The sequence below is a fragment of the Sorangium sp. So ce321 genome (assembly GCF_051530195.1).
Lineage (GTDB): Bacteria > Myxococcota_A > Polyangia > Polyangiales > Polyangiaceae > Sorangium.
In genome coordinates this window covers 7,269,668-7,293,997 of the sequence record NZ_CP150329.1, presented here as the reverse complement: position 1 = coordinate 7,293,997, position 24,330 = coordinate 7,269,668, and the positions used below count along the sequence as shown (strand labels likewise).

13 protein-coding genes and 2 pseudogenes are annotated in these 24,330 nt (G+C 71.7%); 7 read left to right on the top strand and 8 right to left on the bottom strand.

The annotated features are described in order from the left end of the window. The first annotated feature begins 234 nt into the window (after positions 1-234). The 4 genes from WME89_RS26760 to WME89_RS26745 all read left to right on the top strand — a co-directional run bounded on the left by WME89_RS26760 (position 235) and on the right by WME89_RS26745 (position 7,988). A complete protein-coding gene (locus tag WME89_RS26760; RefSeq protein WP_438002557.1) occupies positions 235-1,881 on the top strand; it encodes a SulP family inorganic anion transporter in 1,647 nt (548 codons plus the stop codon). A gap of 86 nt (positions 1,882-1,967) precedes the next feature. Further along, positions 1,968-5,072 (top strand): YbcC family protein, encoded by a 3,105-nt coding sequence (locus tag WME89_RS26755; protein ID WP_438002556.1) that lies wholly within the window; start codon positions 1,968-1,970, stop codon positions 5,070-5,072. Further along, a complete protein-coding gene (locus tag WME89_RS26750) occupies positions 5,062-6,468 on the top strand; it encodes a proton-conducting transporter transmembrane domain-containing protein (protein ID WP_438002555.1) in 1,407 nt (468 codons plus the stop codon). The genes WME89_RS26755 and WME89_RS26750 overlap by 11 nt, the downstream gene beginning before the upstream one ends. Then, positions 6,465-7,988 (top strand): complex I subunit 4 family protein, encoded by a 1,524-nt coding sequence (locus WME89_RS26745; protein ID WP_438002554.1) that lies wholly within the window; start codon positions 6,465-6,467, stop codon positions 7,986-7,988. The genes WME89_RS26750 and WME89_RS26745 overlap by 4 nt, the downstream gene beginning before the upstream one ends. Here WME89_RS26745 and WME89_RS26740 read toward each other — a convergent pair. The 5 genes from WME89_RS26740 to WME89_RS26720 form a co-directional block, all read right to left on the bottom strand. Beyond that, a complete protein-coding gene (locus tag WME89_RS26740) occupies positions 7,931-9,910 on the bottom strand; it encodes a protein kinase domain-containing protein (protein WP_438002553.1) in 1,980 nt (659 codons plus the stop codon). The two genes, WME89_RS26745 and WME89_RS26740, sit on opposite strands and share 58 nt — an antisense overlap. 142 nt (positions 9,911-10,052) lie before the next feature. Next, positions 10,053-15,410 carry a trifunctional serine/threonine-protein kinase/ATP-binding protein/sensor histidine kinase gene (locus tag WME89_RS26735; RefSeq protein WP_438002552.1) on the bottom strand — a complete coding sequence of 1,786 codons (5,358 nt, stop codon included), beginning with the start codon at positions 15,408-15,410 and terminating at the stop codon, positions 10,053-10,055. A 46-nt stretch (positions 15,411-15,456) separates the two neighbouring features. Continuing rightward, positions 15,457-15,789 (bottom strand): hypothetical protein, encoded by a 333-nt coding sequence (locus WME89_RS26730; RefSeq protein ID WP_437663286.1) that lies wholly within the window; start codon positions 15,787-15,789, stop codon positions 15,457-15,459. Positions 15,790-15,804: 15 nt separating this feature from the next. Then, complete coding sequence (locus WME89_RS26725; protein WP_438002551.1) at positions 15,805-16,911, bottom strand: tetratricopeptide repeat protein; 1,107 nt, start codon at positions 16,909-16,911, stop codon at positions 15,805-15,807. A gap of 12 nt (positions 16,912-16,923) precedes the next feature. Continuing rightward, positions 16,924-17,745 (bottom strand): SAM-dependent methyltransferase, encoded by an 822-nt coding sequence (locus WME89_RS26720; protein ID WP_438002550.1) that lies wholly within the window; start codon positions 17,743-17,745, stop codon positions 16,924-16,926. A gap of 525 nt (positions 17,746-18,270) precedes the next feature. Between WME89_RS26720 and WME89_RS26715 the strand changes: the two genes are divergently transcribed. After that, entirely contained in the window at positions 18,271-20,214 is a 1,944-nt protein-coding gene (locus WME89_RS26715; RefSeq protein WP_438002549.1) for a phosphoenolpyruvate carboxykinase (GTP), read from the top strand. A gap of 228 nt (positions 20,215-20,442) precedes the next feature. On the opposite strand, the gene WME89_RS26710 is transcribed toward WME89_RS26715, so the two are convergent. Together WME89_RS26710 and WME89_RS26705 are read right to left on the bottom strand one after the other, a co-directional pair. After that, positions 20,443-20,844, bottom strand: a complete 402-nt coding sequence (locus WME89_RS26710; RefSeq protein ID WP_438002548.1) for a response regulator — start codon at positions 20,842-20,844, stop codon at positions 20,443-20,445. A gap of 32 nt (positions 20,845-20,876) precedes the next feature. Then, the gene (locus tag WME89_RS26705) at positions 20,877-22,517 is read right to left on the bottom strand and encodes an MEDS domain-containing protein (protein WP_438002547.1); all 1,641 of its coding nucleotides are present in this window, start codon (positions 22,515-22,517) and stop codon (positions 20,877-20,879) included. Between the two features lie 44 nt (positions 22,518-22,561). Here WME89_RS26705 and WME89_RS26700 point away from each other — a divergent pair. Beyond that, positions 22,562-23,017, top strand: a pseudogene (locus WME89_RS26700) (hypothetical protein); the annotation flags it as partial. 110 nt (positions 23,018-23,127) lie between these two features. Beyond that, positions 23,128-23,280 (top strand): annotated as a pseudogene (locus WME89_RS26695) (ATP-binding protein); the annotation flags it as partial. A 27-nt stretch (positions 23,281-23,307) separates the two neighbouring features. Here WME89_RS26695 and WME89_RS26690 read toward each other — a convergent pair. Beyond that, positions 23,308-24,306: a cation diffusion facilitator family transporter gene (locus WME89_RS26690; RefSeq protein WP_438002546.1), complete on the bottom strand. Its 999-nt coding sequence runs from the start codon at positions 24,304-24,306 to the stop codon at positions 23,308-23,310. Positions 24,307-24,330 lie beyond the last annotated feature (24 nt).

The following is a 24,330-nucleotide window of genomic DNA, read 5'->3' as shown; positions in this document are numbered from 1 at the left end:
GCGGGCGCGCGGCGCTCCACCGTTCCGCTCGGAACAACGAGGACCGCCGCCTCGAAGGCCCGGAGCCACGCCTACCTGAAACAGGACGGAATCATCGCGCGCGGAGGTTCCCGCCCGATGGCAGAAATTCTTCATCAGGTCTGGGAACCCACAAAGGATTCGTCCCGTCTTCCTCGCGTCTTGACGGAGCAGCGGGCCCACAGCGCGCCCGCCCACGCGAGGGTCCCCATCACCATGTCCAAGCCGAAGATCTCCGGCCAACCGGCAGCGACGCCGGCGCCGTCCACGTGGAAAGACGACCTCGTCTCGGGGTTCCTCGTCTTCCTGATCGCGCTCCCGCTCTGCCTCGGCATCGCCATGGCGAGCGGGTTCCCCCCCATCGCGGGCGTGCTCACCGCGGTCGTGGGCGGCGTGATCGCCACGTGGCTGGGGAGCGCGCCGCTCACGATCAAGGGCCCCGCCGCGGGGCTCATCGTCATCGCGCTCGGCGCCGTCCAGGAGCTCGGCGGCGGGGACAACGCGACAGGCTACCGCCGCGCGCTCGCCTGCATCGTCGTGGCCGCGGTGACGCAGATCGCCTTCGCGCTGGCGCGCGCCGGCACCCTCGGCGACTTCTTCCCCTCCGCGGTGGTGCACGGGATGCTCGCCGCGATCGGCATCATCATCTGCTCGAAGCAGGTCCACACGCTCCTCGGCGTCACCCCGGCGGCCAAGGAGCCGCTCCACCTGCTCCTCGAGATCCCGCAGAGCATCCTGCGGCTGAACCCCGAGATCGCCGTGATCGGCGTCCTGTCGCTCGTCATCCTGTTCGGGTATCCGGCGGTCGCGAAGCGGGCGCGCTGGGCGCAGAAGATCCCGGCGCCGCTGCTCGTGCTCGCGGCCTCGATCCCGCTCGCCCACCTCTTCGACCTCGAGCACGAGCACACGTACAGCCTGTCGCTGACCCACGCGTCGTACGCGATCGGCCCGAAGTTCCTCGTGAACCTGCCGGGCAACCTGGCGCAGGCGATCGCCTTCCCGGACTTCAGCCACGTCGCCTCGGCCGCGTCCATCAAGTACATCGTGATGTTCTCCCTGGTGGGGAGCATCGAGTCGCTGCTGTCGACCAAGGCCGTGGACTCGCTGGACCCGGCGAAGCGCCGCTCGGACCTCGACAAGGACCTGCTCGCCACCGGCGTGGGCAACCTGATCGCGGGCCTGCTCGGCGGCCTGCCGATGATCTCGGAGATCGTCCGCAGCTCCGCCAACATCGGTTACGGCGCGAAGAGCCGGCTGTCGAACTTCTTCCACGGCACCTTCCTCCTGCTCTTCGTCGCCTTTGCGCCGGGGCTCATCCACCGGATCCCCCTCGCCGCGCTCGCCGCGATGCTCACCTTCACGGGGACCCGCCTCGCGTCGCCCAAGGAGTTCGTGAAGACGTTCCGGATCGGCAAGGAGCAGCTCGTGGTGTTCGTCGCCACGACCCTGGTCACCATCGCGACCGACCTGCTCGTGGGGGTCGCGGCCGGCATCGCGGTGGAGATGGTGATTCACCTGCTCCACGGCGCGCCGATCCGCGGGCTCTTCCGCCCCGAGATCGAGGAGCGCGTCGAGGACGAGCGGCTCGTCCTGCGCGTCAAGCACGCGGCGGTGTTCAGCAACTACCTCTCCCTCAAAGGGAGAATCGCGCGTTATGTGAGTATTCCAACGATCGAGATCGACTTCGCCGACGCCATGCTGGTGGATCATACGGTGATGGCCAACCTGCAAGATCTCAAGGGCATCCTGGAGCGCGAGGGACGGACGTTGACGGTCGCCGGGCTCGATAACCACGGTCAGATGTCGTCGCACCCGCTCTCCGCACGGAAAAAGGTCATCCTGGCGCCCGTCGCCGACCGCTGAGTCAGCCCGCGCGCGCGCCGGACACACCGACGCGCGCCTTGGGCTCGCGAGCCATCATGTCTATTCTGCGAGCGACCATGAGCAGCGTGCCAGATTCGAGTCACGGCGCGGGCGAGACCGCGGAGGAGCGCCTGCGCGACATCGTCCAGCACGCCGGTCACCTCCTGCCAGCGCAGGGGCCCATCGGCGTGTTCGTCCACCACAACACCCTGCACGCGTTCCAGCACCGTTCGTTTCACGAGGCGCTCGACGAGGCGAGCGCCGTCTTCGCGGCGGAGCCGTACCTCTCCGAGGCGGAGTACCGCGCGCAGATCGCGTCAGGCCGGATCCGCGGCGAGGACATCGAGGCGGCGCTCGTCGAGCGCTTCGGCGAGCGCACCGGCGAGCGCGCCGGCGACCCCGCGCGCCCCCACGAGCGCCAGGGACCGCTGTCGCGGCGCGAGATCGAGCGCCTCGCGCTGCGCTTCGCCATCGACGCCGTGACCGAGGCGGGGCTCCAGTGGCGCATCGCCGAGGTGGGGGAGACGCGCAGGCTGCGGCCCGACCTGCCCGCGGAGCAGCGGCGTCGCATCATCGACAGCACCGAGCGCTGGCTCGCGGGCCGCCGGCTCGCGGGCGCCTCGGCGGAGGCCGCCGAGCGCCTCCGCGAGCTGGGCAGCCTCGACCCGGAGCCCCGCGCCGCGCTCGCCCTGTGGGACGCGTGCCGCAGCGTGCCGCTGCCGCCCCCGAGGCCGCCGGAGACGCCGCCCGCCGGTCGCGCGGGCGCCGAGCGGACGCACCGCGAGCTGCTGCTCGCGCTCACCGGCGAGGACCCGGCCGAGGTCATCAACCCGCTCCTGATCCGGCTCCTCAGCGCGTACCTCGACGAGGGCGTCTCCCACTGGGCGATGCCGGATCGCGGGCGCGGGCTCTGGCGCGCTTTCTCGAGCCTCGTGCTGGAGGGGTCCAGCCCGGCCGACGCGCCCTTCGCCGGGCTCGCCGAGGAGCTGCGCCGCCTGGAGGCGCGGGGGACGCCCGCGGCGGCGGTCGTCGCCGGCGCCCTGAGGGAGCTCGGGGTCGCGGAGGACCGGTGGGAGCGGTACGTGACGCGCGTGCTGCTCGAGCTGCCTGGCTGGGCCGGCATGGTCCACCGCCTCGAGCACACCCCGGGCGACAGGCCGTCGGGCGCGCCGCCCGCGTCGCTGATCGAGTACCTCGCCGTGCGCCTGACCCTCTCCCGGTATGCGCTGCGCGAGGTCGCGCGCCGGAGGCTCGGGTTCGAGGGGCCCCTGTCCGGGCTCGCCGAGCACGCCCGGCGCGCCGCGAGGCCCGCCGAGCCGCCGCGGCGCTCGCCCGATCACGAGCGGCCTTTCCGGCTGTACCAGCTCGCGCAGCTCGCCGGGCTCTCGGTCGCCGAGGTCGAGCCGCTCGAGCTGGCGGACCGCGTCGCCGCGCTCGAGGTGCTCGAGGCGTTCGATGAGGTGGCCCGCCGGCGGGTGCTGCACGAGGCCTACGAGCACGGCCACCGGGTCGAGGTGCTGCACGCCGTCGCCGCGAACCTGCGCCGCCCGGCGGACGAGCGCGCCGCCCGGGATCCCCGCTTCCAGCTCGTGTTCTGCATCGACGACCGCTGCGAGGGGCTCCGGCGGCACTTCGAGGAGCTCTCGCCGCGGCACGAGACCTTCGGGGTCGCCGGGTTCTTCGGCGTGCCGATCCGGTACCGCGGGCTCGACGACGCCGACCACGTGAGCCTCTGCCCCGTCGGCGTCGAGCCGGCGCACGAGATCGTCGAGCGGGCGCACGAAGACGAAGAGGAGGCCTGGCTCCGCCGCCAGGCGCGCCGCAAGCGCTGGGCGCGGGTCCTCCACGCGATCGGGCACGGGACCCGGAGCCTCTCGCGCGGCCTCTTGCTCACGCCGACCCTCGGCCTGCTCGCCACCATCCCGCTCGTCGGGCGCGTCCTCTTCCCGCGGGCCTCCGCGCGGCTGCGCCGCGCGCTCGAGCGCCGCCTCTTGCCGGCCGTGCCGACCCACCTCCACAGCCCGCACCCGCAGGAGGGCGCCCCGGCCGGCGGCGGAGGGCGCCCCTTCACGGCGGCGGAGCGGGCGGCCAGGGTGGCCACGACGCTCGAGAACATGGGCCTCACCCGGCGGTTCGCGCCGCTCGTGGTGGTGCTCGGGCACGGCTCGACCAGCGCCAACAACCCGCACCAGTCGGCGTACGACTGCGGCGCGTGCGGCGGCCGGCACGGCGGGCCGAACGCGCGGCTGTTCGCCTCCATGGCCAACGACCCGGAGGTGCGCGCGCTGCTCCGCGGCCGCGGCATCGACATCCCGGAAGGGACGTTTTTCCTCGGCGGGATGAACAACACGACGACCGAGGAGATCGTCTTCTACGACGAGCACCTCGTGCCGGCGTCGCACCGGGGCGAGCTCGCGGCGCTGTCGTCAGCCCTGGTCGAGGCGCGCCGGCGGCACGCGCACGAGCGCTGCCGCCGCTTCGCGTCGGCCCCGAAGGGCCTCGACGAGGGACAGGCGCTCGCGCACGTCGAGGCGCGCGCCGCGGACATCAGCCAGGCGCGCCCCGAGCTCGGTCACGTGACCAACGCCGTCTGCGTCGTCGGCCGCCGCGAGCTCACGCGCGGGCTGTTCCTCGACCGCCGCGCCTTCCTCGTTTCGTACGACCCGAACCAGGACCCCGCGGGCGCGATCCTCGAGCGCATCCTCCTCGCCGTCGGCCCGGTCGGGGCGGGGATCAACCTCGAGTACTACTTCTCCCGCGTCGACAACCTCCGCTACGGCGCCGGGACGAAGCTGCCGCACAACCTCGTGTCGCTGCTCGGGGTCATGGACGGCTCGCTGAGCGACCTGCGCACCGGCCTGCCGAAGCAGATGATCGAGATCCACGAGCCGGTGCGCCTGCTCGTCATCGTGGAGGCGAGCACGGAGACCGCCGCGGCGATCTGCGCGCGGCAGCCGTCGATCCGCGAGCTCGTCTTCAACGGCTGGATCCAGTTCGCGTGCGTGGATCCGGCGACGGGCGAGATCGCGCACCTCGCCCGGGGCGGCTTCGCCCCGTTCACGCCCCCGGACGAGCCGCTGCCCGCGGTCCAGCGCTCCGCCGACTGGTACGCGGGCAAGTCCGGCTTCGTCCCGCCTGCCATCATCCGCGCCGCGTCCACGCGGTCGTCCGAGGTCACCCATGCTGCCTGACGTCCTGCTCGGCAAGCTCGCCGCGCTCGCCGTGCTCTCGCCGGCCGTCGCGTTCGCCGCGCTCGGGGCCTACCTGCTCCTCTTGCGGACGCCGAGCGAGCGCGTCGTCTCCGGCGTCGTGCTGTCGTCGCTGTCGCTCTCGCTCGTCGCCTCGGCCGTCGTCTGGGGCTCCTCCGTGGTGGCGCCCTACGCCTTCATCCCGGTGGAGCTCGGCCCCTGGTTCGAGGTCTCGGGCTACGCGTTCGACGTGGTCCTGCTCGTCGATCGGCTGTCGTCGACGATGATGGTGCTCGTGTCGCTCATCGCGATCATGGCCGGCAGGTTCTCGGTCGCGTACCTGCACCGCGAGGCGGGGTTCGCGCGGTTCTTCCTGCTCCTCGCGCTGTTCTCGACCGGCATGCTGGCGCTCGTGTCCGCGGGGAGCATCGACCTGCTCTTCGCCGGCTGGGAGCTCGTCGGCGCGACGAGCGTGCTCCTCGTGGCCTTCTTCCACGAGCGCGCGGCGCCGGCGCGGGCCGCGCTGCGGGTCTACGTCACCTACCGGCTCTGCGACGTGGGGCTGCTCGTCGGCGCGGTGCTGATGCACGAGCTCGCCGGGTCCGCCCACTTCAGCGAGGCGTTCGGCGGCGCCGCCTGGCCCGGGCACGCCGCCGCGCTCGGCTCGTCGGGCGCGACGGCGATCGCGCTGTGCCTGTTCCTCGCCGCGATGGGCAAGAGCGCGCAGTTCCCCGTGGGCAGCTGGCTGCCCCGGGCGATGGAGGGGCCGACGCCCTCGAGCGCGCTCTTCTACGGCGCGATCTCGATCCACGCGGGCGTGTACCTGATGCTGCGCGCGGCCCCGCTGCTCGAGCGCTCGCCCGTCGCGAGCGCGGTGGTGGCCTGCGTCGGGGGGCTCACGGCCCTCTACGGGACGATGGTGGGCCGGGCGCAGGCGGACGTGAAGAGCGCGCTCGCGCACGCGACGATGTCGCAGGTCGGCCTCATGTTCATCGAGATCGGGCTCGGGTGCTACCGGCTCGCGCTCGTGCACCTCTGCGCGCACGCGTGCCTGCGGTGCCTGCAGATGCTGCGCGCCCCCTCGGCGCTCCGCGACGCGCAGGAGATCCGGGCCGCGCACGCCGGCGCCCCGCTGCCGCCCCTCGGGATCGCCGCCCGCGTGCTGCCGGCGCGGCTCGTGCGGCGCGCGTACTGGCTCGCCCTCGAGCGCTTCCACCTGGAGGCGCTGCAGCAGCGGCTCGTCGCCGCGCCGCTCATGCGCCTCGGGCAGCTCGTCGACGGCTTCGAGCGCCGCTGGGTGGCGGCGCTGAGCGGCCTGCCCGAGCGCGCCAGCGACGAGCGCGCCGCGCCGAGGATCTCGGATCTCCCCCCGCCCGACACGAAGAGGGTGCGATCGTGACGCTGTTCCTGCTCCTCTCGGCCATCATCCTCACGCCGGCGCTCGCCGCGCTGATCGCCGCCCGGTCGCGGAGCGACGAGGCCGCGCGCCGCGTGGCGCTCGCGGGCGCGGCGCTGACCGCGCTGCTCTCGCTCGCGCCGCTCGCGCTGCTCGGCGGCGCCGGCGTCGCCGCCGACGCGATCGGGCCCGCGGTGCCGCTGCTCGGCGTGCGCCTCCGCCTCGGCCTCGACGGCTACAGCGTCGCCCTGCTCCCGCTGCTCGGGTTCATGCTCGTCGCCCTGCTCGGCGCGGGCCCGCGCACGGCGCTCGATCGCGGCACGGTCGCGGCGCTGCTCGCGACGTGCAGCGCCATCCTCGGCGTCTACTGCGCCGCCGACCTCGCGGTCCTCGCCGTCGCGTGGACCGCCGCGCTCCTGCCGGGCCAGCGCCTGATCGCCCGGAAGAGCCCGGGCGACCAGCTCCTCCGGCGCACCTACCGCATCTTCCTGATCGGCGGCACGGCGCCGCTCGTCCTCGCGATCGGCGTCATGGCCTGGCTCGGCGCGCGGGCGAACGGCGGGCGCGCGGCGATGCCGTTCGACATCCAGGAGCTCGCCCGCGTCGGCGTGCCCGAGGCGTGGCAGTCGCCGCTCTTCGCGCTCGTCGGCATCGCCGTGCTGATGCGCATGGCCGCCGTGCCGTTCCACGGCTGGCTGCCCGTGCTGCTCGAGCGGGGGCCGCTCGGGGTGACCGTGCTGCTCGCCGAGATGCAGGTGGGCGTCTGCGTGCTCGTGCACGTGGCGGTGCCGCTCCTGCCCGCGGCGTGCGCGGAGCAGATGCCGATCCTCGCGGCGCTGGGGCTCTTCAGCGCCCTGCACGGCTCGATCCTCGCGCTCACGCAGACGGACCTCCGCCGGATGATCGGCTACCTCGTGGCGAGCCAGAAGGGGCTCGTGCTCCTGGGGGTCGCCTCGATGAACGCCCAGAGCCTGAGCGGCGCGCTGCTCCAGAGCTTCGCCTCGTCGATCGCGATCACGGGGGTCGCGATGGTCGTCTGGGCGATCGAGGCGCGCACGGGGACGGCGGACATGCGGGAGCTCGGCGGGCTCGTGGCGAGGACGCCGCGCATGGCGGCCTTCTTCTTCCTGCTCGTGTGCGCGGCGATCGGCTTCCCGGGAGCGCTCTCCTTCGTGAGCGAGGACCTGCTCCTGCACGGGATCCTGCACGTCCACCCCGTGCTGTCGATCCTGATGCTGGGGGCGACGGCGCTCAACGGGATCACGATGTTCCGCGCGTTCCAGCGCACCTTCCTGGGGCCGATCCCGCCTGGCGCGCGGAGCGCCGGCAAGATGGAGGCGCTCCTGTTCCGCGAGCGAGCGGCCCTGCTCTCGCTGCTGGCGCTGACCGTGGCCCTGGGCATCGCGCCCTCGCGGCTGCTCGCGCTGCACCAGCCGGTGGTCCAGCGGGTCCTCGGGCCCCGCGCTCAGGAGGGCGAGGTCGCCCGGCTGGAGCGAACCTCGAGCGTGGCGACATCGCCCTGAGCGCCCGCGACGGCCCCCGGCGCCGCGGACGCACGGCCGAGGACCTCGAAGACCTGCACGGGCCCCTTGGTGCCCACGAAGGTGCGTTGCCCGTGCGGCGCGCACTGGAAGCCGGCGGCCTTGGTGTGGACGTCTCCGCTCACGAGGATCTCGTTCCGCTCGGCCGCGGCCTCCAGCTGGGCGGCGACGCTCACGACCTCGCCGAGCACCGTGCAGTCGAGCCGGCGGCAGGACCTCGAGCCGACCTCGGCGATGATGAGCTCGCCTGTCGCCACGCCGATGGAGATGCCGGGGACGAAGGCCGATGTCTCCCCGGCGCGGCGCGCCAGCGTCTCGAGCTGCGCGCGCACGGCCAGGCAGGCGTCGAGCGCGCTCGCGACGTGGCCCGGGCCGCGGAAGACGGCCACGACGCAGTCGCCGAGGAACCTGTCGATCATCCCGCCGCGCATCGAGAGCTCGAGCGCGATGACATCGAGGTTCGCGTTCAGCATCCGCACCGTCTCGTCCGAGCGCTTGCCCCGGGCCGCGTCGTGGAAGCCGGCCAGATCGAGGAAGGCGACGGTGCCCTCCGCCGCCTCGCACCCTCCGAAGCCGTCGGGGCAGCGGAGCCGCTCGAGGGCGAGCGGGCTCGAGAACGTGCGCAGGAGGTCGTTCTCCCGGCTCGAGCGGCTGTTGTCGCGCAGCTCGCGCACCTGCTTCAGCGTCTTCTCGATCGTGAGCTCGAGATCCTTGAAATCGATGGGCTTCACCAGGAAGTCGAACGCACCCCGGTTCATCGCGGTACGGATGTTCTGCATGTCGCCATAGGCGGACACGACCACGGCCCGCGCGTGCGGGGTCACGTCGCCGATGTGGGGGAGCAACGTGAGACCGTCCATGCGGGGCATGTTGATGTCGGTGAGGACAACATCGATATCGGGGTGGTTGCGGAGCTCGGCGAGGGCGCTCTCGCCGTCCGCGGCGAAGACGAAGTTGTAGATGCCTTCGCGGATCTGGCGGCGGAAGCACTGCTTGATGAGGGCGGAGACGTCGGGCTCGTCGTCGGCGATCAGGATCTTGGCCGGGCGCCGCTCGTTGCCGGCGGCGAGCGCGGCGAACGCGGCGGCCATCTCGCGCGCCGACCGGAAGCGCTGGGTCGGGTCCTTGGCCAGCGCGCGCTCGAAGAACCGGTCGAGCTCGGGCGACAGCTCGGGGACGAGGCTCGACGGGGGAGGGAAGGGCTCCGTGCAGATACCCACGACCAGCCCGCCGAGCGTCTTCGCGGCGAACGGCAGCTCGCCGGTGAGCGCGCAGTAGGCGAGGACGCCCAGCGACCAGAGGTCGCTCCGGTGATCCACGACCGCGCCGCGCATCTGCTCCGGGCTCATGTACGTCGGCGTGCCGATGAGGCCGCCGCCGCCGGTGAGGCGCAGATCGTCGCTCTTCGACAGCATGGTGACCACGCCGAAGTCGAGGAGCTTCACGACCTCCTCGGCCTCGGTCCGGGCGAGGAACACGTTCCCGGGCTTCAGGTCGCGGTGCACGATGCCCGCGGCGTGCGCGGCCGCGAGGCCCCGCGCCGCCTGCGTCACGATCGACGCGACCGCCGGGAGCGGGAGCCGCCTCACGCGATCGAGGCGGCGCTGGAGATCCTCGCCCTCGAGCAGCTCCATCGCGATGTAGGGCCGCTCCTCGTCGAGCCCGCGGTCGATCCCGTAATCGTAGATGTGCACGACGTGCTGATTGCGGAGCTGCGCAATCGACTTGGCCTCGCGATCGAAGCGCGCGCACGACTCCGGCGACTCCACCTGTTCGGCGCTCATCAGCTTGAGCGCGACACGCCGCTGAAGGCGCAAGTCCTGCGACTCCCAGATCTGCCCCATACCGCCACCGCCAATATGCCGTATCAGCACGTACTTCCCGGCGATGATAGGTTCTGCCATGGCCTCCCCATGCTACAGCGGTGGAATACGGGAGTCAATGGAGCAGCGTGCGCTCCTCCCCGCGTTCTGCCCTACATCGATCATCCACCCTCCGCGCGGAGGATGATCGATGTAGGGGCCGCGCGGCGGCCCGACCAGGGCCCTACGCGGCGCCGAGCTCCGGGCCTGGCGCGCGCTTCGGGAGCGTCACGATGAACTCGGTGAACTCCCCATCTTCCGTCTCGAAGGTCAGCGAGCCCCCGTTGCCCTCGACGACGATGTTATGACAGATCGAGAGCCCGAGCCCCGTGCCCTCGCCCGGCGGCTTCGTCGTGAAGAAGGGGTTCATGATCTTGTCCCGGATCCCCGCCGGGATACCGACGCCGTTGTCATGTACACGGAGCTCGACATGCTCTCCGAGATCGCGTGTCATGACCCGGATACGCGGTGAGGGCGCCTGTCCGCGCGCCGCGCCTCTCCGGCGCACGGCATAGCAAGCGTTGTCGACGAGGTTGATCACAACGCGGCTGATCTCCTGCGGGACGAGGCTCACCTGGCCGATGGAAGGAGAGAGGTCCAGGTCGATCGCGATCTCGTCCGACGAGGCGCGCGCGCGGGCGCCGTGATAACCGATGCTGACGTAGGTCGCCACGAGCGTGTTGAAGTCGACCTCCTGGCGCTCCCCGCGCTCTCCGCGCGAGTGGTCGAGCATCGAGCGGATGATGCCCTCCATGCGCCGCCCGTGCTCGCCGATCTTCTTCACGTTGCTCGTCAGGTCGCCGAGCGCGTCGGTGAGGTACTCTTCGCGGCCGTCGTCGAGCCCCCGCGCGAGGTTCGATATGTCACCGCCGATGTCGTCGATGAGGCGGGCCGAGAGCTCGGCGAAGTTGTTGACGAAGTTGAGCGGATTCCGGAGCTCGTGGGCGATGCCGGCCGTGAGCGAGCCGAGCGAGGCGAGCCGGTCTTGCACGATCATGCGGTCCTGGGCCTCACGCAGGCGCTTCAAGGTGGCCGCGAGCTCCTCGTTCTTCACCTGCAGCTCCTGGGTGCGCGCCTGGACCCGCTGCTCCAGGGTGTTGTAGAGCGCGGCGTTCTCGAGCGAGATGACCGCCTGCGTCGAGAGCATCTGCAGGATGCGCATGCGGGCCGGGGTGAAGGCGCCTTTGACCAGGCTGTTCTCGAGGTAGACGATGCCGCGCCGGCCTCCCGGACGGCCGAGCGGGAAGCAGAGCACCGAGCCGACCCCGTGCGCGGCGATGTGGGGGTCGCGCCCGAAGCGGGGGTTCGCGGCGGCGTCGTCGAGCACGACGCTCTCCTGCGTGCGGGCGACGTAATAGACGATCGAGGTGGGCAGACCCCGGCGCCCCCGGGGCGCGAGATCGGCGATCGGGATCGACCGGAGGACCTTGGCTTCCTCATCGACGGCCTTCTCGCCCTCCACCACCCACTGGCCGCCCTGCTCGAGGAGCAGGTACCCGACCTCGGCGCCGCTCGTCTCCAGGAGGATCTGCATCAGCCGGGCGAGGAGGCGGTCGAGCTCGATCTCGCGCGAGAGGTCCTGCGAGGCGTTGAGGACGCTGATCAGGTCGAGGACGCTGAAATCGAGCTCGCGGCCGGCCGTCTCCGAGAACTTGGACGCCGCGAGGATGCCCGAGGCGACGTGCGGCACGAGCCCGGGGTGCTGCTTCTCCAGCGCCTTGGCCTTGGCGACCGCGCCCCAGCGCAGGTAGGCCTCGTGCGCGTCGCGCAGGTGCTGCCGCGCGAGCTTCTGGTCGCCCCGCGCGAGGTAGAACCGCCCGGCGAGCTCGTGGGCGATGGCGGCCTCGTGCTGGTAACCGCTCTTCTCCGCGAGCTCCGCGCCGCGCTCGAACGCGTCGCGGGCCGCGTCGTCCTGGCCGAGCACGCGCGCGCGCTCGGCGCGGATGAGGAGCAGCTTGTGCTCGTAGGTGGCCGGGCAGTGCTCGCGCCACTTCTCGAGCTTGGCGATGTTCCGCTCCACGAGCGCGCCGATCCGCTCGCTCGCGCCCGCGTCCGCGTGGTCGTATACCGCGAGGTGCGCGAGCGACTCGAGGAGCGCCCACGGGGCGGCCATCGCGCACGTCTCCGCGACGACGAAATAGGGGGAAGCGGCCTCGGCGATCGAGGCCGCCTGCTCATGCTCGCCGAACAGGTAGCAGAGGAGCGTCTTGCAGAAGTGGTGGTTGAACAGAGCGCCGATGTCGCCGGCCGCGCGCTGCGCGGGGAGCCGCTCGGCCTCCACGTACACAGGGCCGGCGAGCACGACCTGATCGGAGGTCTTGCCGCGCAGGTTGAGCACCGTCTGGAGGTAGATCTGGTGCCAGCCGAGGACCATCGCCTGGCGGAGCTTCTCGATGACGTGCGCGTACTGCTCCATGTCGGAGGCGAGCATCGCGAGGTCGTCCCCGGCGAGGAACCGGGTCACGCAGAACGTCTCGGCGGCCCCGGCGGCGTGAAACGGGGTGCCCGCCTCCAGCGCGGAGCCGTAGGCCTCCAGGAACATCGGGGCGAGCTCCCGGAGCGGCACCTTCACGTGGAGCGCGTGGAAGCCGCCGTAGAGATAGGTCTGCGAGCGGAACTCCTTGTTCGCCATCCGGTCGGCGAGGCGCAGCGCGAGGCGCGCGACGCGGTAAGCCGCCTCGATCTCGTCCCGGCGGAGGACGGTCAGCGCGTAATAGGCGAACCCGAAGGAGGACTGGGGCACGAGCCCCGAGCTCAGCGACATGCGCACCAGGCGGCCAATCGCGACGGGGCACAGGGGCGTCCCGGCGATCGCGGAGATGTTGATCACCTGGTTCAGGATCACCATCCGCGCGCGATCGATCGGATCGCCGCACTCCGGCAAATCCACGAGGTCCTCGATCGGCCGGTCTCCCAGCGCCGCCGCGGTCTCGCCGAGCTCTCGCTCCACGTCCTCTGGCGCGGGGCTCTCCGGCAGCTCGACGTCGAGCCGCCGCAGCGCCTCGAGGTGCGTGCGGATCGCATCGGCGAGCCGGTGCTGCGAGTAGTGGGACTGCCCCTCGAGCCGGAGGAGCTCGACCTCGTCGAGCACGCCGCGCATCCTCGGCCGGACGGCATCGCACAGCCCCTGCATCGCCTCGAAGTCGCCGTGCGAGAAGGCCGCCTCCGCCGCGACCAGGTGGAGGTCGCGCGCGAGCTCGTAGGCGTCGCTCCAGTCGCGCTCGCCGAGGAGCCCGATGCCCGCGAGACCATAGACCAGCGCCTGCCGCCCGGCGCCCGCCTCGAGCGCCCTCCGCGCCGCCTGCAAGTTGAGCCGCTCGAGCTCGGCGACCTCCCCGGGCTCCTCGATCGCCGCGCGCCCCTGGTTGAGCAGCCCCACGACGTCGAAGAGACGGTGGGTAAGCTCCTCCGCGGTCGCGCTGCGCAGCAGCCGTCCACCGACGTCGCGGTAGAGGCGTGGCCCCACCTCGTCGTCCACCATCGAGATCACGGCCTGCTGGATGCGGTCGTGCGCGAACCGGCAGCGGATGCCTGGTCCCCCGGCCGCCATCTCCACCGCGGAGCTCACCGGATCGATCGGGATCAGGAGCCCCTCGGCCGCCGCGCTCCACAGGTCGCGGCCGACCTCCTCCACCGGGCGCTCGGCCACGATCGCGAGCGTGCCGAGATCGAACACGCCGCCGAGGCAGCCGGCCACCTTGAGCAGCCCCTGCGTCGCCGGCGGGAGCTGGCGTACGCGGCCCACCATCAGCTCGACCACGTTGTCCGTGATCCCGCGCTGGCGGATGCGATCGAGGTCCCACCGGAAGCCGTCGTCGCTCCGCTCGATCAGCCCATCGGCGTAGAGGGACGTCAGGAACGCGCGCACGAAGAACGGGTTGCCCGCGGTGCGCGAGAGCAGCAGCTCGGCGAGCGGGGCCGCGTCCCCCGGCGCAGCGTCGAGCGCGTCGGCGACCATCGCCGTGACGTCCCCCGGGCTCAGGGGCGCGAGCGAGAGCCGCTCCACGCGCGTCCCCTGCGCCTCGATCGCCCGGACCGCCAGCGCGACGGGGTGCGCGTCCGTGACCTCGTTGTCCCGGTACGAACCGATCACGAAGAGCGGCAGATCCTGGGCCGTGGAGAGGAGCTCTTCGAGCAGCTTCAGCGCGTCGAGGTTGGCCCACTGGAGGTCGTCGAAGAAGATGCAGAGCGGGTGGTCCGGCGTGGCGACGGCCGCGATGAAGTCGCGCACCGCCTGGCTGAAGCGCTGTCTCGCCTCGGTCGGGGGCAGCGCCGCCACGTCGGGCTGCCGCCCGAGCACGAGCTCGAGGCTGGGGCACACGTCGATGAGGACCCGCGCCCGCTCGCCGAGCGCCTGCAGCGCCCGCGCGCGGAAGGCGGCGAGGCGCTCCTCGCTCTCGGTGAGGATCTGCTCGACCAGCGCGTGGAGGGCCTGCGCCAGCGCCGCGTAGGGGGCGTCGCTGTGGTACTGGTCGAGCTTGCCGGCGATGAAGCGCCCCCGGCGCGCCGTGAGCGGGCGATACACCTCGTGGATGAGCGCGGATTTCCCGACGCCCGCGTAGCCGGACACGACCATGAGCACCGCGCCCTGGTTCGCCCGCTCGAAGGCGGCCATCAGCTGCCCGACCTCGGCGTCACGCCCGTACAGCTTCTGCGGGAGGTGGAAGCGCTCGGAGCGGTCGTGGCGCGCGAGCGGGAAGGCGGCGATCGCGCCGCGCTGACGGAGCTGCTCGAGGCAGCCGGTGAGATCGGCGCGGATGCCGCGCGCGGACTGGTAGCGATCGTCGGCGCTCTTCGCCATCAGCCTGAGCACGATGTCCGCGACGACCTCCGGGACCGCCGGGTTCAGCGCGCGCGGCGAGGGCGCCTGCCGCGCGATGTGCGCGTGGACCAGCTCGAGCACGTCGTCCGCCGCGAAGGGGAGGCGGCCGGTGAGCAGCTCGTAGAGGCTCACCCCGAAGGAGTAGTAGTCGGTCCGGTAGTCGATCGGCCGGTTCATCCGGCCGGTCTGCTCCGGGGACATGTACGCCAGCGTGCCCTTGAGCCCGCCGGGGCTCGTGAACGCGGTCGCCTCCTGCGGGAGCGCCGAGGCGAGGCCGAAATCGATGACCTTCACCCGGCCGTCGGCCGGGTTCATCACGATGTTGGACGGGTTGAGATCGCGATGGACGATGCGCCGCTGGTGGATCGCCTCGAGGACGCTCGTCACCTCGATGGCGAGCGTGAGGATCCGCTCCAGCGAGAGGTGCCCCGCGACGTTCAGGGCCCTGAGCGAGGAGCCCCCGAAATCCTCTAGCAAGAGGGCGTGGCGGCCGGCGTCCTCCGCGACGCCGTGGCTGCGGATGATGCCGTCCACGTCCTTGAGCTCGTCGAGGATCGCGTGCTCGTGGCGCAGCGAGGCGATCTGCGCCTGCGAAGGGTGCTGCACGTTCAGCAGCTTGAGCACCAGCGGGAGCCCGTCCGACCGTCGCCTCGCACGATAAGCGGTCGATCGGGCGCCGTCCCGGAGCCGCTCTAGTATCTCGCAGCCGCAGATCTCCATCGTTCCTCTCCCTCTCGTCTCGCGCAAACCCGCGCGCGCGTGGCGCTCAAACCCGTGCGCGTGTACCGAGCCCGCAGGCGTGGCGGCCGGATCCCGGCGCCGCGTGGTGCCCGTCTGCTCGATCGCCGACGTGGGGGCTGCGGCGCCGGAGGTCGGGCGGGTCGGGGTCCTCGTCCGGGTCGGGCCCGGGATCTGCGATGAGCGCGCAGCGGGCCCACCCCCCGCCGGCGATCGCGGCTTGCGCCTCGGGCGGCCCCGGCCGCCTCAACGCGGCCCGCTCCTCGTCGGTGAGCAGCTCATCCTGCCGATCAGCCACGAACGCTGCATGCTTGAAGGGGTCGATGCTCAGCTCCGTGAGCAGGTCGAAGAGACGATCCATGATTCCTCCTGTGGTTCAGCCGTTCTTGGGTCGAGGCGCGCGCTGATCGCCCTGCGGGAGCGGCCTCTCGCGGATCTCGCTCCACGTGGGATCGAAGGCGACGAGCGCGATCGCCTCGACGGACAGTCTTTTTCGCATGCTCGCGATCGAGCTGTCGCCCGCCCGGCCCTCGAGCTCGTCGAGGCCCAGGAGCATCGTGTCGATCTCGGTCCTGGCGGCCTCGAGAATGGTCCGGGTCTGCGCGATGACCACCGGCGCGAGGGGGTCATTCATGTGCTTCAGCCCGACGGCGACGAAGTAGCGCGAGACGACATCCGACGGATCCTTCTCCACGCCGCTGATCCCTGCCGCGACGGACTCGGGGAAAGTCCTCGCGCAGCTCAGCAGCTTCGCGATGGCTCGGTCGACCAGCAGCCGCTTGTTGACGTCGAGCAAGAACGCGTTGAGCAGGCAGTCGCGCGCCGCGAGGAGCCCGGGCTTCATGTCGGGCTGCTCGCGCGCGATGAGGGCCAGGAGGCAGGCCTTGAACGCGTGGGCCCACGCGTATCTCGGGTTGAGCTCGCAGGCCTTTTCGAGGTCCTTCAGCGCTTGCGACGCGGCGTCGCTCCCCTCCGTGCTCAGCGTGCCGGGCACCTGCGGGGAGCCACGGTCGAAAGCGAAGACCGGCAAGATCCTTTCCATCACCTCGAGCCAGTACTTGTACGTGTACGCCGCGCCCCGGTGGGCGAAGGTCCAGGCGCTCCCCGGCGACAGCTCGACGGCTCTCTTGAAGTAGTCGATCCCCTTGTCGATGACGGCGTGCTGATCGCGCCACTCGGCGGGCGTGTCGGCCTTGCCCAGCGTGAAGATCGCGTGACTCCGGTGAGCGTCCGCCCAGTGCGCGTAGGCCCATCCGTAGTTGGGATTCAGCGAGAGCGCCTTCTCGAAATCCGTGCAACAGGGCTCCCAGTCGTCGAGCGCCGCGCGGGCGGCGCCGCGGTGGGCGTAGGCCCACGCGTACTCATCATCGATCTCGATCGCCTCGGTGAAGAACCGGATCGCGTCGGTGTACTGGCCGTTCTTGCGGCGCACCTCGCCCTGCTGGGCGAGGCTCTTGAGCTTCGTGCGGTTATTGTCCGTCATGAGATCACCTCGTCAGTGCACAAGCGGTGAATCCACCCCGGCTCCGGCGCCGCCGTCCCAGCCGATGCGCTCCAGCACCTCGGGGTCGACCCGCGCCCGCGCGACAGGCGGCACGTACAGCGTCGAGATGTCGTCCACCGGCGCCGCCGAGAGCGCCGAGAGCGCCACCCGGTCCAGGCGAGGTGAGGCCAGCGGGTGCGCGGCCGCCTCGTAGATCACCGCCTCGTGCGCGGCCGGGTAGGCCCGGTACAGGCGCTCGCCCAAGGCCTCGAGCCCGCGGCGGATGCGCGCGGCGTCCGAGGGGTCGAACACGCCGGCGCAGCCGACCCCGCCGATCTGGCAGAGCACGAGCGGCGTGCGGGCGTCGACCTCCCGCCCCCGGATGAGGAAATCGGTCGCCTCGAAGAGCTGGAGCCCGTCGCGGCCAGGATCCAGCCCGAGATCGGCGAAGAGGCAGTCGATGGACGAGACGCCGGGCAGCATCCGGGCCGAGAACCCCTCGTCGCGCGCTTGCCGGACCGCCTCGTGCGCCGCGCTCGCGAGCACGCCCGGGTGCCCGTAGAACACCGCGCAGACCTTGAGCCCTTTGCGCACCTCTCCCAGGATGCGCTTGACCATCTCCGCGTAGATCGACCGCCGCGGCGTCTTGCCCTGCCCGTAGGGCAGCGACTCGGCCGCCGGGTTCAGGCTGCGCACCCAGCGCGCGGCCCACGCGTCGGCCACCGCGAAGAGCACGCGATCCGCGAGCTGGATGGCGCGCTGGGCTGCCAGGGTCGTCTGGCCGGCCCACTGGATGCCGATGCCCACGACGACGAGAGATCCATTGGTTGACATGCGCTCTGCCCCGTGCCGGCGTCCACGCGTCGGCCGCAGGGGCGATCCATCGCCGTTCCCCCGGACCCCATGGCTTCACATTTCCTTAACGTGACGTCGGCCCCGGATCAATCGAACGTGCGTTGGTCCCGCTGGCGCAGGGGCGCGCTCGGACCGGCCTGCGCGCGCCGCTGTCGTCGGGCGCGCTCGCTCCGAGCTTGCCCGCGCCGCGACCAGCATCGTCCACGCGGTACGGCCGCGACGGTGGTGGGCGTCACGCGGGCGCATCACCGGCGCGTCGTCGTCGGCGCGTCGTCGGCGCGTCGTGGGCGCGTCGTGGGCGCGTCGTGGGCGCGTCGTGGGCGCGTCGTCGGCGCACGGATTGCTCCGGGGCGCACCTGGTGCGCGCGACGATGGCGTGGCGGCCGGGCTCAGGGAGAATCGGTGCAGCCAACCGGGCGCAGTTCGGCCAGAATTACCGCCAGGGCGGGCAGGGCCTGCGCCTTGCAATGCGCACTTGCCCCAGAGAACGAGGAGGGTACGCCAGTGTCCGTAGCAGCCAGCCATAGCAGCCAGAACTCGGTCCATTCGGAGCCGCCTCCGCCGGTCTCGATCCCCGGTCTCCGGTCGACGATCGCCAACGAGAAGCTCAGGCAGTGGATCGCGGAGGTCGTCGCGCTGTGCCAGCCGGACAACGTGCACGTGTGCGACGGCTCGAAGGAGGAGTACGACGCGCTCTGCGAGCAGATGGTCAAGGCGGGCACGCTGATCCGCCTGAACCCGGAGAAGCGCCCGGACAGCTACCTCGCGCGCTCCGACCCGAGCGACGTGGCCCGCGTCGAGGACCGCACGTTCATCTGTAGCCGGCGCAAGCAGGACGCCGGCCCCACGAACAACTGGGCCGACCCGCAGGAGATGAAGGCGACGCTGCGCCGGCTCTTCTCCGGGTCGATGCGGGGCCGGACGCTCTACGTCATCCCGTTCAGCATGGGCCCGGTCGGCTCGCCCTACGCGCACATCGGCGTGGAGCTCAGCGACTCGCCGTACGTCGCGGCGAGCATGCGCATCATGACGCGCATGGGGAGCAAGGTGCTCGAGGTGCTCGGGGACGGCGACTTCGTCCCGTGCCTGCACTCGGTCGGCATGCCCCTCGCCGCCGGGCAGAGCGACGTGCCGTGGCCGTGCAACGCGGAGCATAAATACATCGTCCACTTCCCAGGAGAACGGGCGATCTGGTCGTTCGGGAGCGGCTATGGCGGCAACGCGCTGCTCGGCAAGAAGTGCTTCGCGCTGCGCATCGCCTCGGTGCTCGGGCGCGAGCAGGGGTGGCTCGCCGAGCACATGCTGATCCTGGGCGTCGAGTCGCCGAAGGGCGAGAAGACGTACGTCGCCGCGGCGTTCCCGAGCGCGTGCGGCAAGACGAACTTCGCCATGCTCATCCCGCCGAAGGCCTTCGCGGGCTGGAAGGTCACGACGGTGGGCGACGACATCGCCTGGATGAAGCCCGGGCGCGACGGGCAGCTCTACGCGATCAACCCGGAGGCGGGCTATTTCGGCGTGGCCCCCGGGACGTCGGACAAGTCGAACGCGAACGCGATGGCGGCCATCCGGAAGGGGACGATCTTCACGAACGTGGGGCTCACGCCGGACGGCGACGTCTGGTGGGAGGGGATGACCGACGAGCCGCCGCCGGAGCTCATCGACTGGCAGGGGAAGCCGTGGACCCCGGACTGCGGGCGCAAGGCCGCCCACCCGAACGCGCGCTTCACGGCGCCTGCGTCGCAGTGTCCGTCGCTCGATCCACGCTGGGACGACCCGAACGGGGTGCCGATCGGCGCCATCGTCTTCGGCGGGCGGCGGGCGACGACGGTGCCGCTCGTGGTCCAGTCCTTCAACTGGAGCTTCGGCGTCTACACGGCGGCGACGATCGGCTCGGAGATGACGGCGGCCGCCGCCGGCACCATCGGCCAGGTCCGCCGCGACCCGATGGCGATGCTGCCCTTCTGCGGCTACCACATGGGTGATTACTTCAACCACTGGCTGCAGATGGGGCGCCAGATCGTCAATCCGCCCCGCATCTTCTCGGTGAACTGGTTCCGCAAGGACGACCAGGGCAACTTCCTCTGGCCGGGCTTCGGCGAGAACATGCGCGTGCTGAAGTGGATCGTCGATCGCGTGCACGGCCGCGGCTTCGCCGAGGAGAGCCCGCTCGGCTGGATGCCGCGCTACGAGGACATCGAGTGGCGCGGGATGGATCGCTTCTCGAAGGAGAAGTTCTATCAGCTCATGGCCGTCGATCGGGAGGCGTGGAAGGTCGAGTTCGGCTCGCACGGGGAGCTCTTCGAGCGGCTGTATGACCGGCTGCCCAAGGAGTTCTTGCTGATGCGCGAGCTGCTCCTGTCGCAGCTGTGGCGCTCGCCGGAGCGGTGGGAGCTCGCGCCCGAGCGCTACCTCGACGAGCACAACGACGAAGGCGAGGCCGGGGCGTAGGCATAGCGAACGCCGGGTGCAGCACCCGCGCCGCGCGTGGCGCGGGTGCTGGCGACATGGCGAAGCTGTCCTCTGTGCCTATGCCAGGCGCAGCTCGCGGATCCTGCGTTGTAGAGCTCGCTTCGATACCTTACGTTCCTCGTCGAGCTGCCGTGCGCCGGGCCGCCGCGCCTCGGCGAGCCGAGCGCGCCGCCGGGCTGAGCGGCGCTGCCAGCGGTCGCGGCCAGATCAGCAATGCTCCTCCAGCAACGCGAGCAGCGCGTCGATGTCGATCGGCTTGCTCAGAAGGGCGATCGGGCCCATCTCGCCGATCCGAGCGCCCTTCGCTCCTGCCGTCATGACGACGACCGGGATCAGCGAGAGCACGGGATGCCGGCGTTGTTCCATGCGGAACGCGTAGCCGTCCATGACGGGCATCATCATGTCGAGCAAGATGATGCTGGGCGCCTCGTGCTGGGCGAGGTACGCGAGCGCCGCGCCCCCGTGGGGGGCAGTCGCCACGCGATACCCCTCGTCCGAGAGCAGCGTCTCGAGGGCATCGACCACCCCTGGATCGTCATCGACGATGAGGACCGTGCCGGGACGAGGCCGTCCCGGCGCTCCGCGGGCGTCCTGCTGCTCGTCGCTCACGCGATCCCCTCGACGGCTGGCGGTCGCGCGGGTCAGCGCGACTGCGCCGGAGCACGCGGCAGCGCCACGCGAAACGTCGAGCCTTCCCCCGGCGCGCTCTCGAGGTCGAGCGTTCCGCGGAGCGCTTCCACGATCTTGCGCACCAGCCAGAGCCCGAGGCCGAACCCGCCGCGGTGGTGCGCGGTCGGCGAGAGCTGGACGAATTGCTCGAAGATCCGGCCCTGATCCGCGGGCGCGATGCCGGGCCCATGATCGCGGACCGAGAGTACGGCCTGCCCGTCCCGTTCGGCCACGCTGACCTCGATCGGCGCCCCGGGCGCGTGCTTGACCGCATTGGCGAGGAGGTTCACGAGCACCTGTTCGACCCGCATCGGGTCCCAGGTGCCGACGATCGGCGCGTCCGCGCGCAGCGACAGCGTGCAGCCTGCCTGGCGCAAGCTCTCGGTGAAGCGCTTGGCGGTCGCCCGCGCGAGCTCAGAGAGGTCCATTTCCTCGCAGGAGAACGCGAGCTGGCCGGACGAGGCGCGGGAGAAGTCGAGCAGGTAGTCCACGAGCCTCTCCAGCCTGTCGCACTCCATCTTGGCCTTCGCCAGCCGCTCGGCGAGCTGCCCGGCGGCCGAGGACCCTCTCGCGCTGGCCCGCAGCAGGCCCTCGACGTAGAGCTTGAGCGAGGTGAGCGGCGTCTTCAGCTCGTGGGACGCGATCGAGATGAAGTCTTCGCGGATCCGCAGCGCCTCCTCGAGCTCCGCCGTGCGCTGGCGGACGCGCTCCTCGAGCTCCTCGTTGAGCTTGCGGAGCTCCTGTTTGGCGGCCTTGAGCGACGAGCTCTCGATGAGCTCCCACTTCCGGTCGCGCCGGATGATCGCGAATTGATGGCTCCGCACGGCGTCGAGGACGCTCTCGGGGCGGCACTGGCCGAGGCAGTAGGCGCAGAGGCCGACGATCCGGCGCCCCTCGAACGCCCCGTTCAGCCTCGCCTCGTAATTGGCGAAGCTCTTCCAGTCGCACACCTCGACAAAGGACGTGTTCCCGCTCGCCCGCAGCCCCGAATAGCCGCGCTCGAGCGCGAGATCTTGCCGCTCGATCCACATCCGGTGAAGGGTCTCGGTGGTGAGCCCGCCCGTCTTCAGGTACCAGTCGCGATAATCGATGATCTCGAGCTGCCCGCTTCGCTCGAGCGCGTCGACGTCGAGCATGGCCGCCCTGAGCAGGTCGCGCGCCTGAGCCGCGTGGAGCGGCGCTGCCGTGACCCACGTGCACTGCGCATTTCCGCGGATCCCCGCGAGGAAATACGGGACGAGCGTGTCGGCGAGATCCTGCCGCGACGCGTAGAACTGGCAAATGTGCGAACCCCATGGGAGAAAGCCGACTCCCGGGATGCCGCTGTCGACGCTCGCTGGTTCCATTATCCCGTTGGCACCCCCACGCGGCGCGCTATGGAGCCGGCACGGGGCGCGCGCAAGCCGAGCGACGGGCAATTCCGTTTCCGGTCGAGGCGGCGTGATCGGGGCACCCCGACGCCGCGCTGGCGCCTTGTCGTGCGGCACCTGGCCGCGCTCGTCAGCGACGCGCTTCGCTGCCGCGGCGAGGACGCCGCGGCGCTCTCGAACCTCGTCTACGAGAAGACGGCCGGCAACCCGTTCTTCGCGATCCAGTTCCTCCCCGCGCTGCACGAAGAGCGGCTGATCGAGTTCGACGAGCGTGCCGAGGCCTTCCGGTGGGATGTGGCGAAGATCCGCGAGAAGGGGTTCACCGACAACGTGGTCGACCTGATGCTCGGCAAGCTCGCACGAGGGCCCGGTTCGAGCGGCGCCTCGAGGGCGATCCGCGCCTCTCGATCGCCGCGGGCTGGTACTGGCTCCACAAGCTGCAAGCGCGTTGCTACGCGGGTGATTACGCCTCTGCCCTCGAGGCCGGGGCGAAGGCGCAGCGGCTCCTCCGGACGTCGCCGGTGTTCCTCGCACTCACCGAATACCATTTCTACAGTGCGCTCGCGCTGGCGGCGCGCCACGACGCGGCACCTCCATTCGCCGACGAGCGGTCGCAGCACCTCACGGCGCTCGTCACCCATCACCGGCAGATCGAGGCCTGGGCTTCGAGCTGCCCGGAAAACTTCCGCAATCGCGCGGCGCTGGTCGGCGCCGAGATCGCGCGCATCGGCGGCGAATGGGACAAAGCGCAGCATCTGTACGAGCAGGCCATCAGCTCCGCGCGCGAAAGCGGATTTGTCCACGGAGGATTGCTCGCGGCGCGTCCCCATGTCGCTCGTCCGCTACGTGAACGGGGCTCGGCCTCTACATCAGCCGCAGGATCGTGGACGCGCACGGCGGCTCGATCCGCGTCCAGAGCGCGCTCGGCGCCGGCGCCACGTTCCTCGTCGAGCTGCCGTGCGCCGGGCCGCCGCGCCTCGGCGAGTCGAGCGCGCCGCCCGCCTGAGCGGCCGCGCGCGGCGCGGGCGCCCCCTCACGCCGGCTCGTCGCGCTCGACGTCGATGTGCACGAGCACCTCGGCTTCGGGCTCGACGGCGAGGATCGCGTCGCGCGCCCGGTCGCCCGTGGCGTGCGCGCGGGCGAGGCGCATGTCGCCCGGGAGCTCGATGTGCACGTCGACGAACAGCGTGCGCCCGGCGAGCCGCGTGCGCAGCGCGTGGTGGCCGAGGATCTCGCCGCGCCCGCGCAGGGCGCCGAGCGCGGCCTCGATCGCGCCGACGCGCTCCTCGGGGGCGCTCGTGTCGATGAGGTCGCGCACGCCGAGGCGGAGGAGGGAGCCCGCCGAGGCGAGGACGTAGATGGCGACCGCGATCGACAGGACGCCGTCGACCCGGGCGATGCCGGTCGCGTAGGTGAGGGCGACGCCGGCGAAGATCGCGAGGTTCGCGGCGATGTCGGTGCGGTAGTGGACGGCGTCGGCCTGGATGGCGCTCGACCCGGTGCGCGCGGCGACGCGGCCGAGGTAGGCCACGAGCGTCGCGGTGATCAGCGCGGACGCGGCCATGGCGCCGAGCGTGACGGCGGCGAGGCGGAGCGGCTCGGGCGAGAGCAGCCGCCGGACGCCCTCGACGAGCAGGTAGACGCCGGAGCCGCCGATGAGCAGGCCCTGACCGGCGGTCGCGAGCGTCTCGATCTTCGCGTGGCCGAACGGGTGCGAGCGGTCGGGCGCGGCGTGGGCGAGCTGGATGGCGAGCACGTTCGCCGACGAGGCGAAGAGATCCGTGAGCGAGTCGACGGCGCTCGCGGTGACGGCCATGGAATGGCCGAGCTGGCCGGCGACGAGCTTGCCCAGGGCGAGGCCAGCGGCGGTCAGGGCGGCGATGCGCCCGGCGCGCAGCGCGGCGCGGGCGCGGTCTTCCGGGGAGGGGCGGCTTCCGGGGTCCCGGCGGCCGGCGTGGGGATCGAGGCGGGCGCCTGGATCGGGGAGGGCGCCAGGGTCGGCGGCGCGGGCGGCGGGGAGCGATCCGCTCATCGCGGGAGGCTACCCGCGGCGCCC

What these genes read in the sequence shown, in the direction of transcription:
- WME89_RS26760 (WP_438002557.1), top strand. Translation starts at nt 235, where the DNA reads ATGTCCAAGCCGAAGATCTCCGGCCAACCGGCAGCGACGCCGGCGCCG.
- WME89_RS26750 (WP_438002555.1), top strand. Translation starts at nt 5,062, where the DNA reads ATGCTGCCTGACGTCCTGCTCGGCAAGCTCGCCGCGCTCGCCGTGCTC.
- WME89_RS26740 (WP_438002553.1), bottom strand. Translation starts at nt 9,910, where the DNA reads ATGGCAGAACCTATCATCGCCGGGAAGTACGTGCTGATACGGCATATT.
- WME89_RS26735 (WP_438002552.1), bottom strand. Translation starts at nt 15,410, where the DNA reads ATGGAGATCTGCGGCTGCGAGATACTAGAGCGGCTCCGGGACGGCGCC.
- WME89_RS26730 (WP_437663286.1), bottom strand. Translation starts at nt 15,789, where the DNA reads ATGGATCGTCTCTTCGACCTGCTCACGGAGCTGAGCATCGACCCCTTC.
- WME89_RS26725 (WP_438002551.1), bottom strand. Translation starts at nt 16,911, where the DNA reads ATGACGGACAATAACCGCACGAAGCTCAAGAGCCTCGCCCAGCAGGGC.
- WME89_RS26720 (WP_438002550.1), bottom strand. Translation starts at nt 17,745, where the DNA reads ATGTCAACCAATGGATCTCTCGTCGTCGTGGGCATCGGCATCCAGTGG.
- WME89_RS26690 (WP_438002546.1), bottom strand. Translation starts at nt 24,306, where the DNA reads ATGAGCGGATCGCTCCCCGCCGCCCGCGCCGCCGACCCTGGCGCCCTC.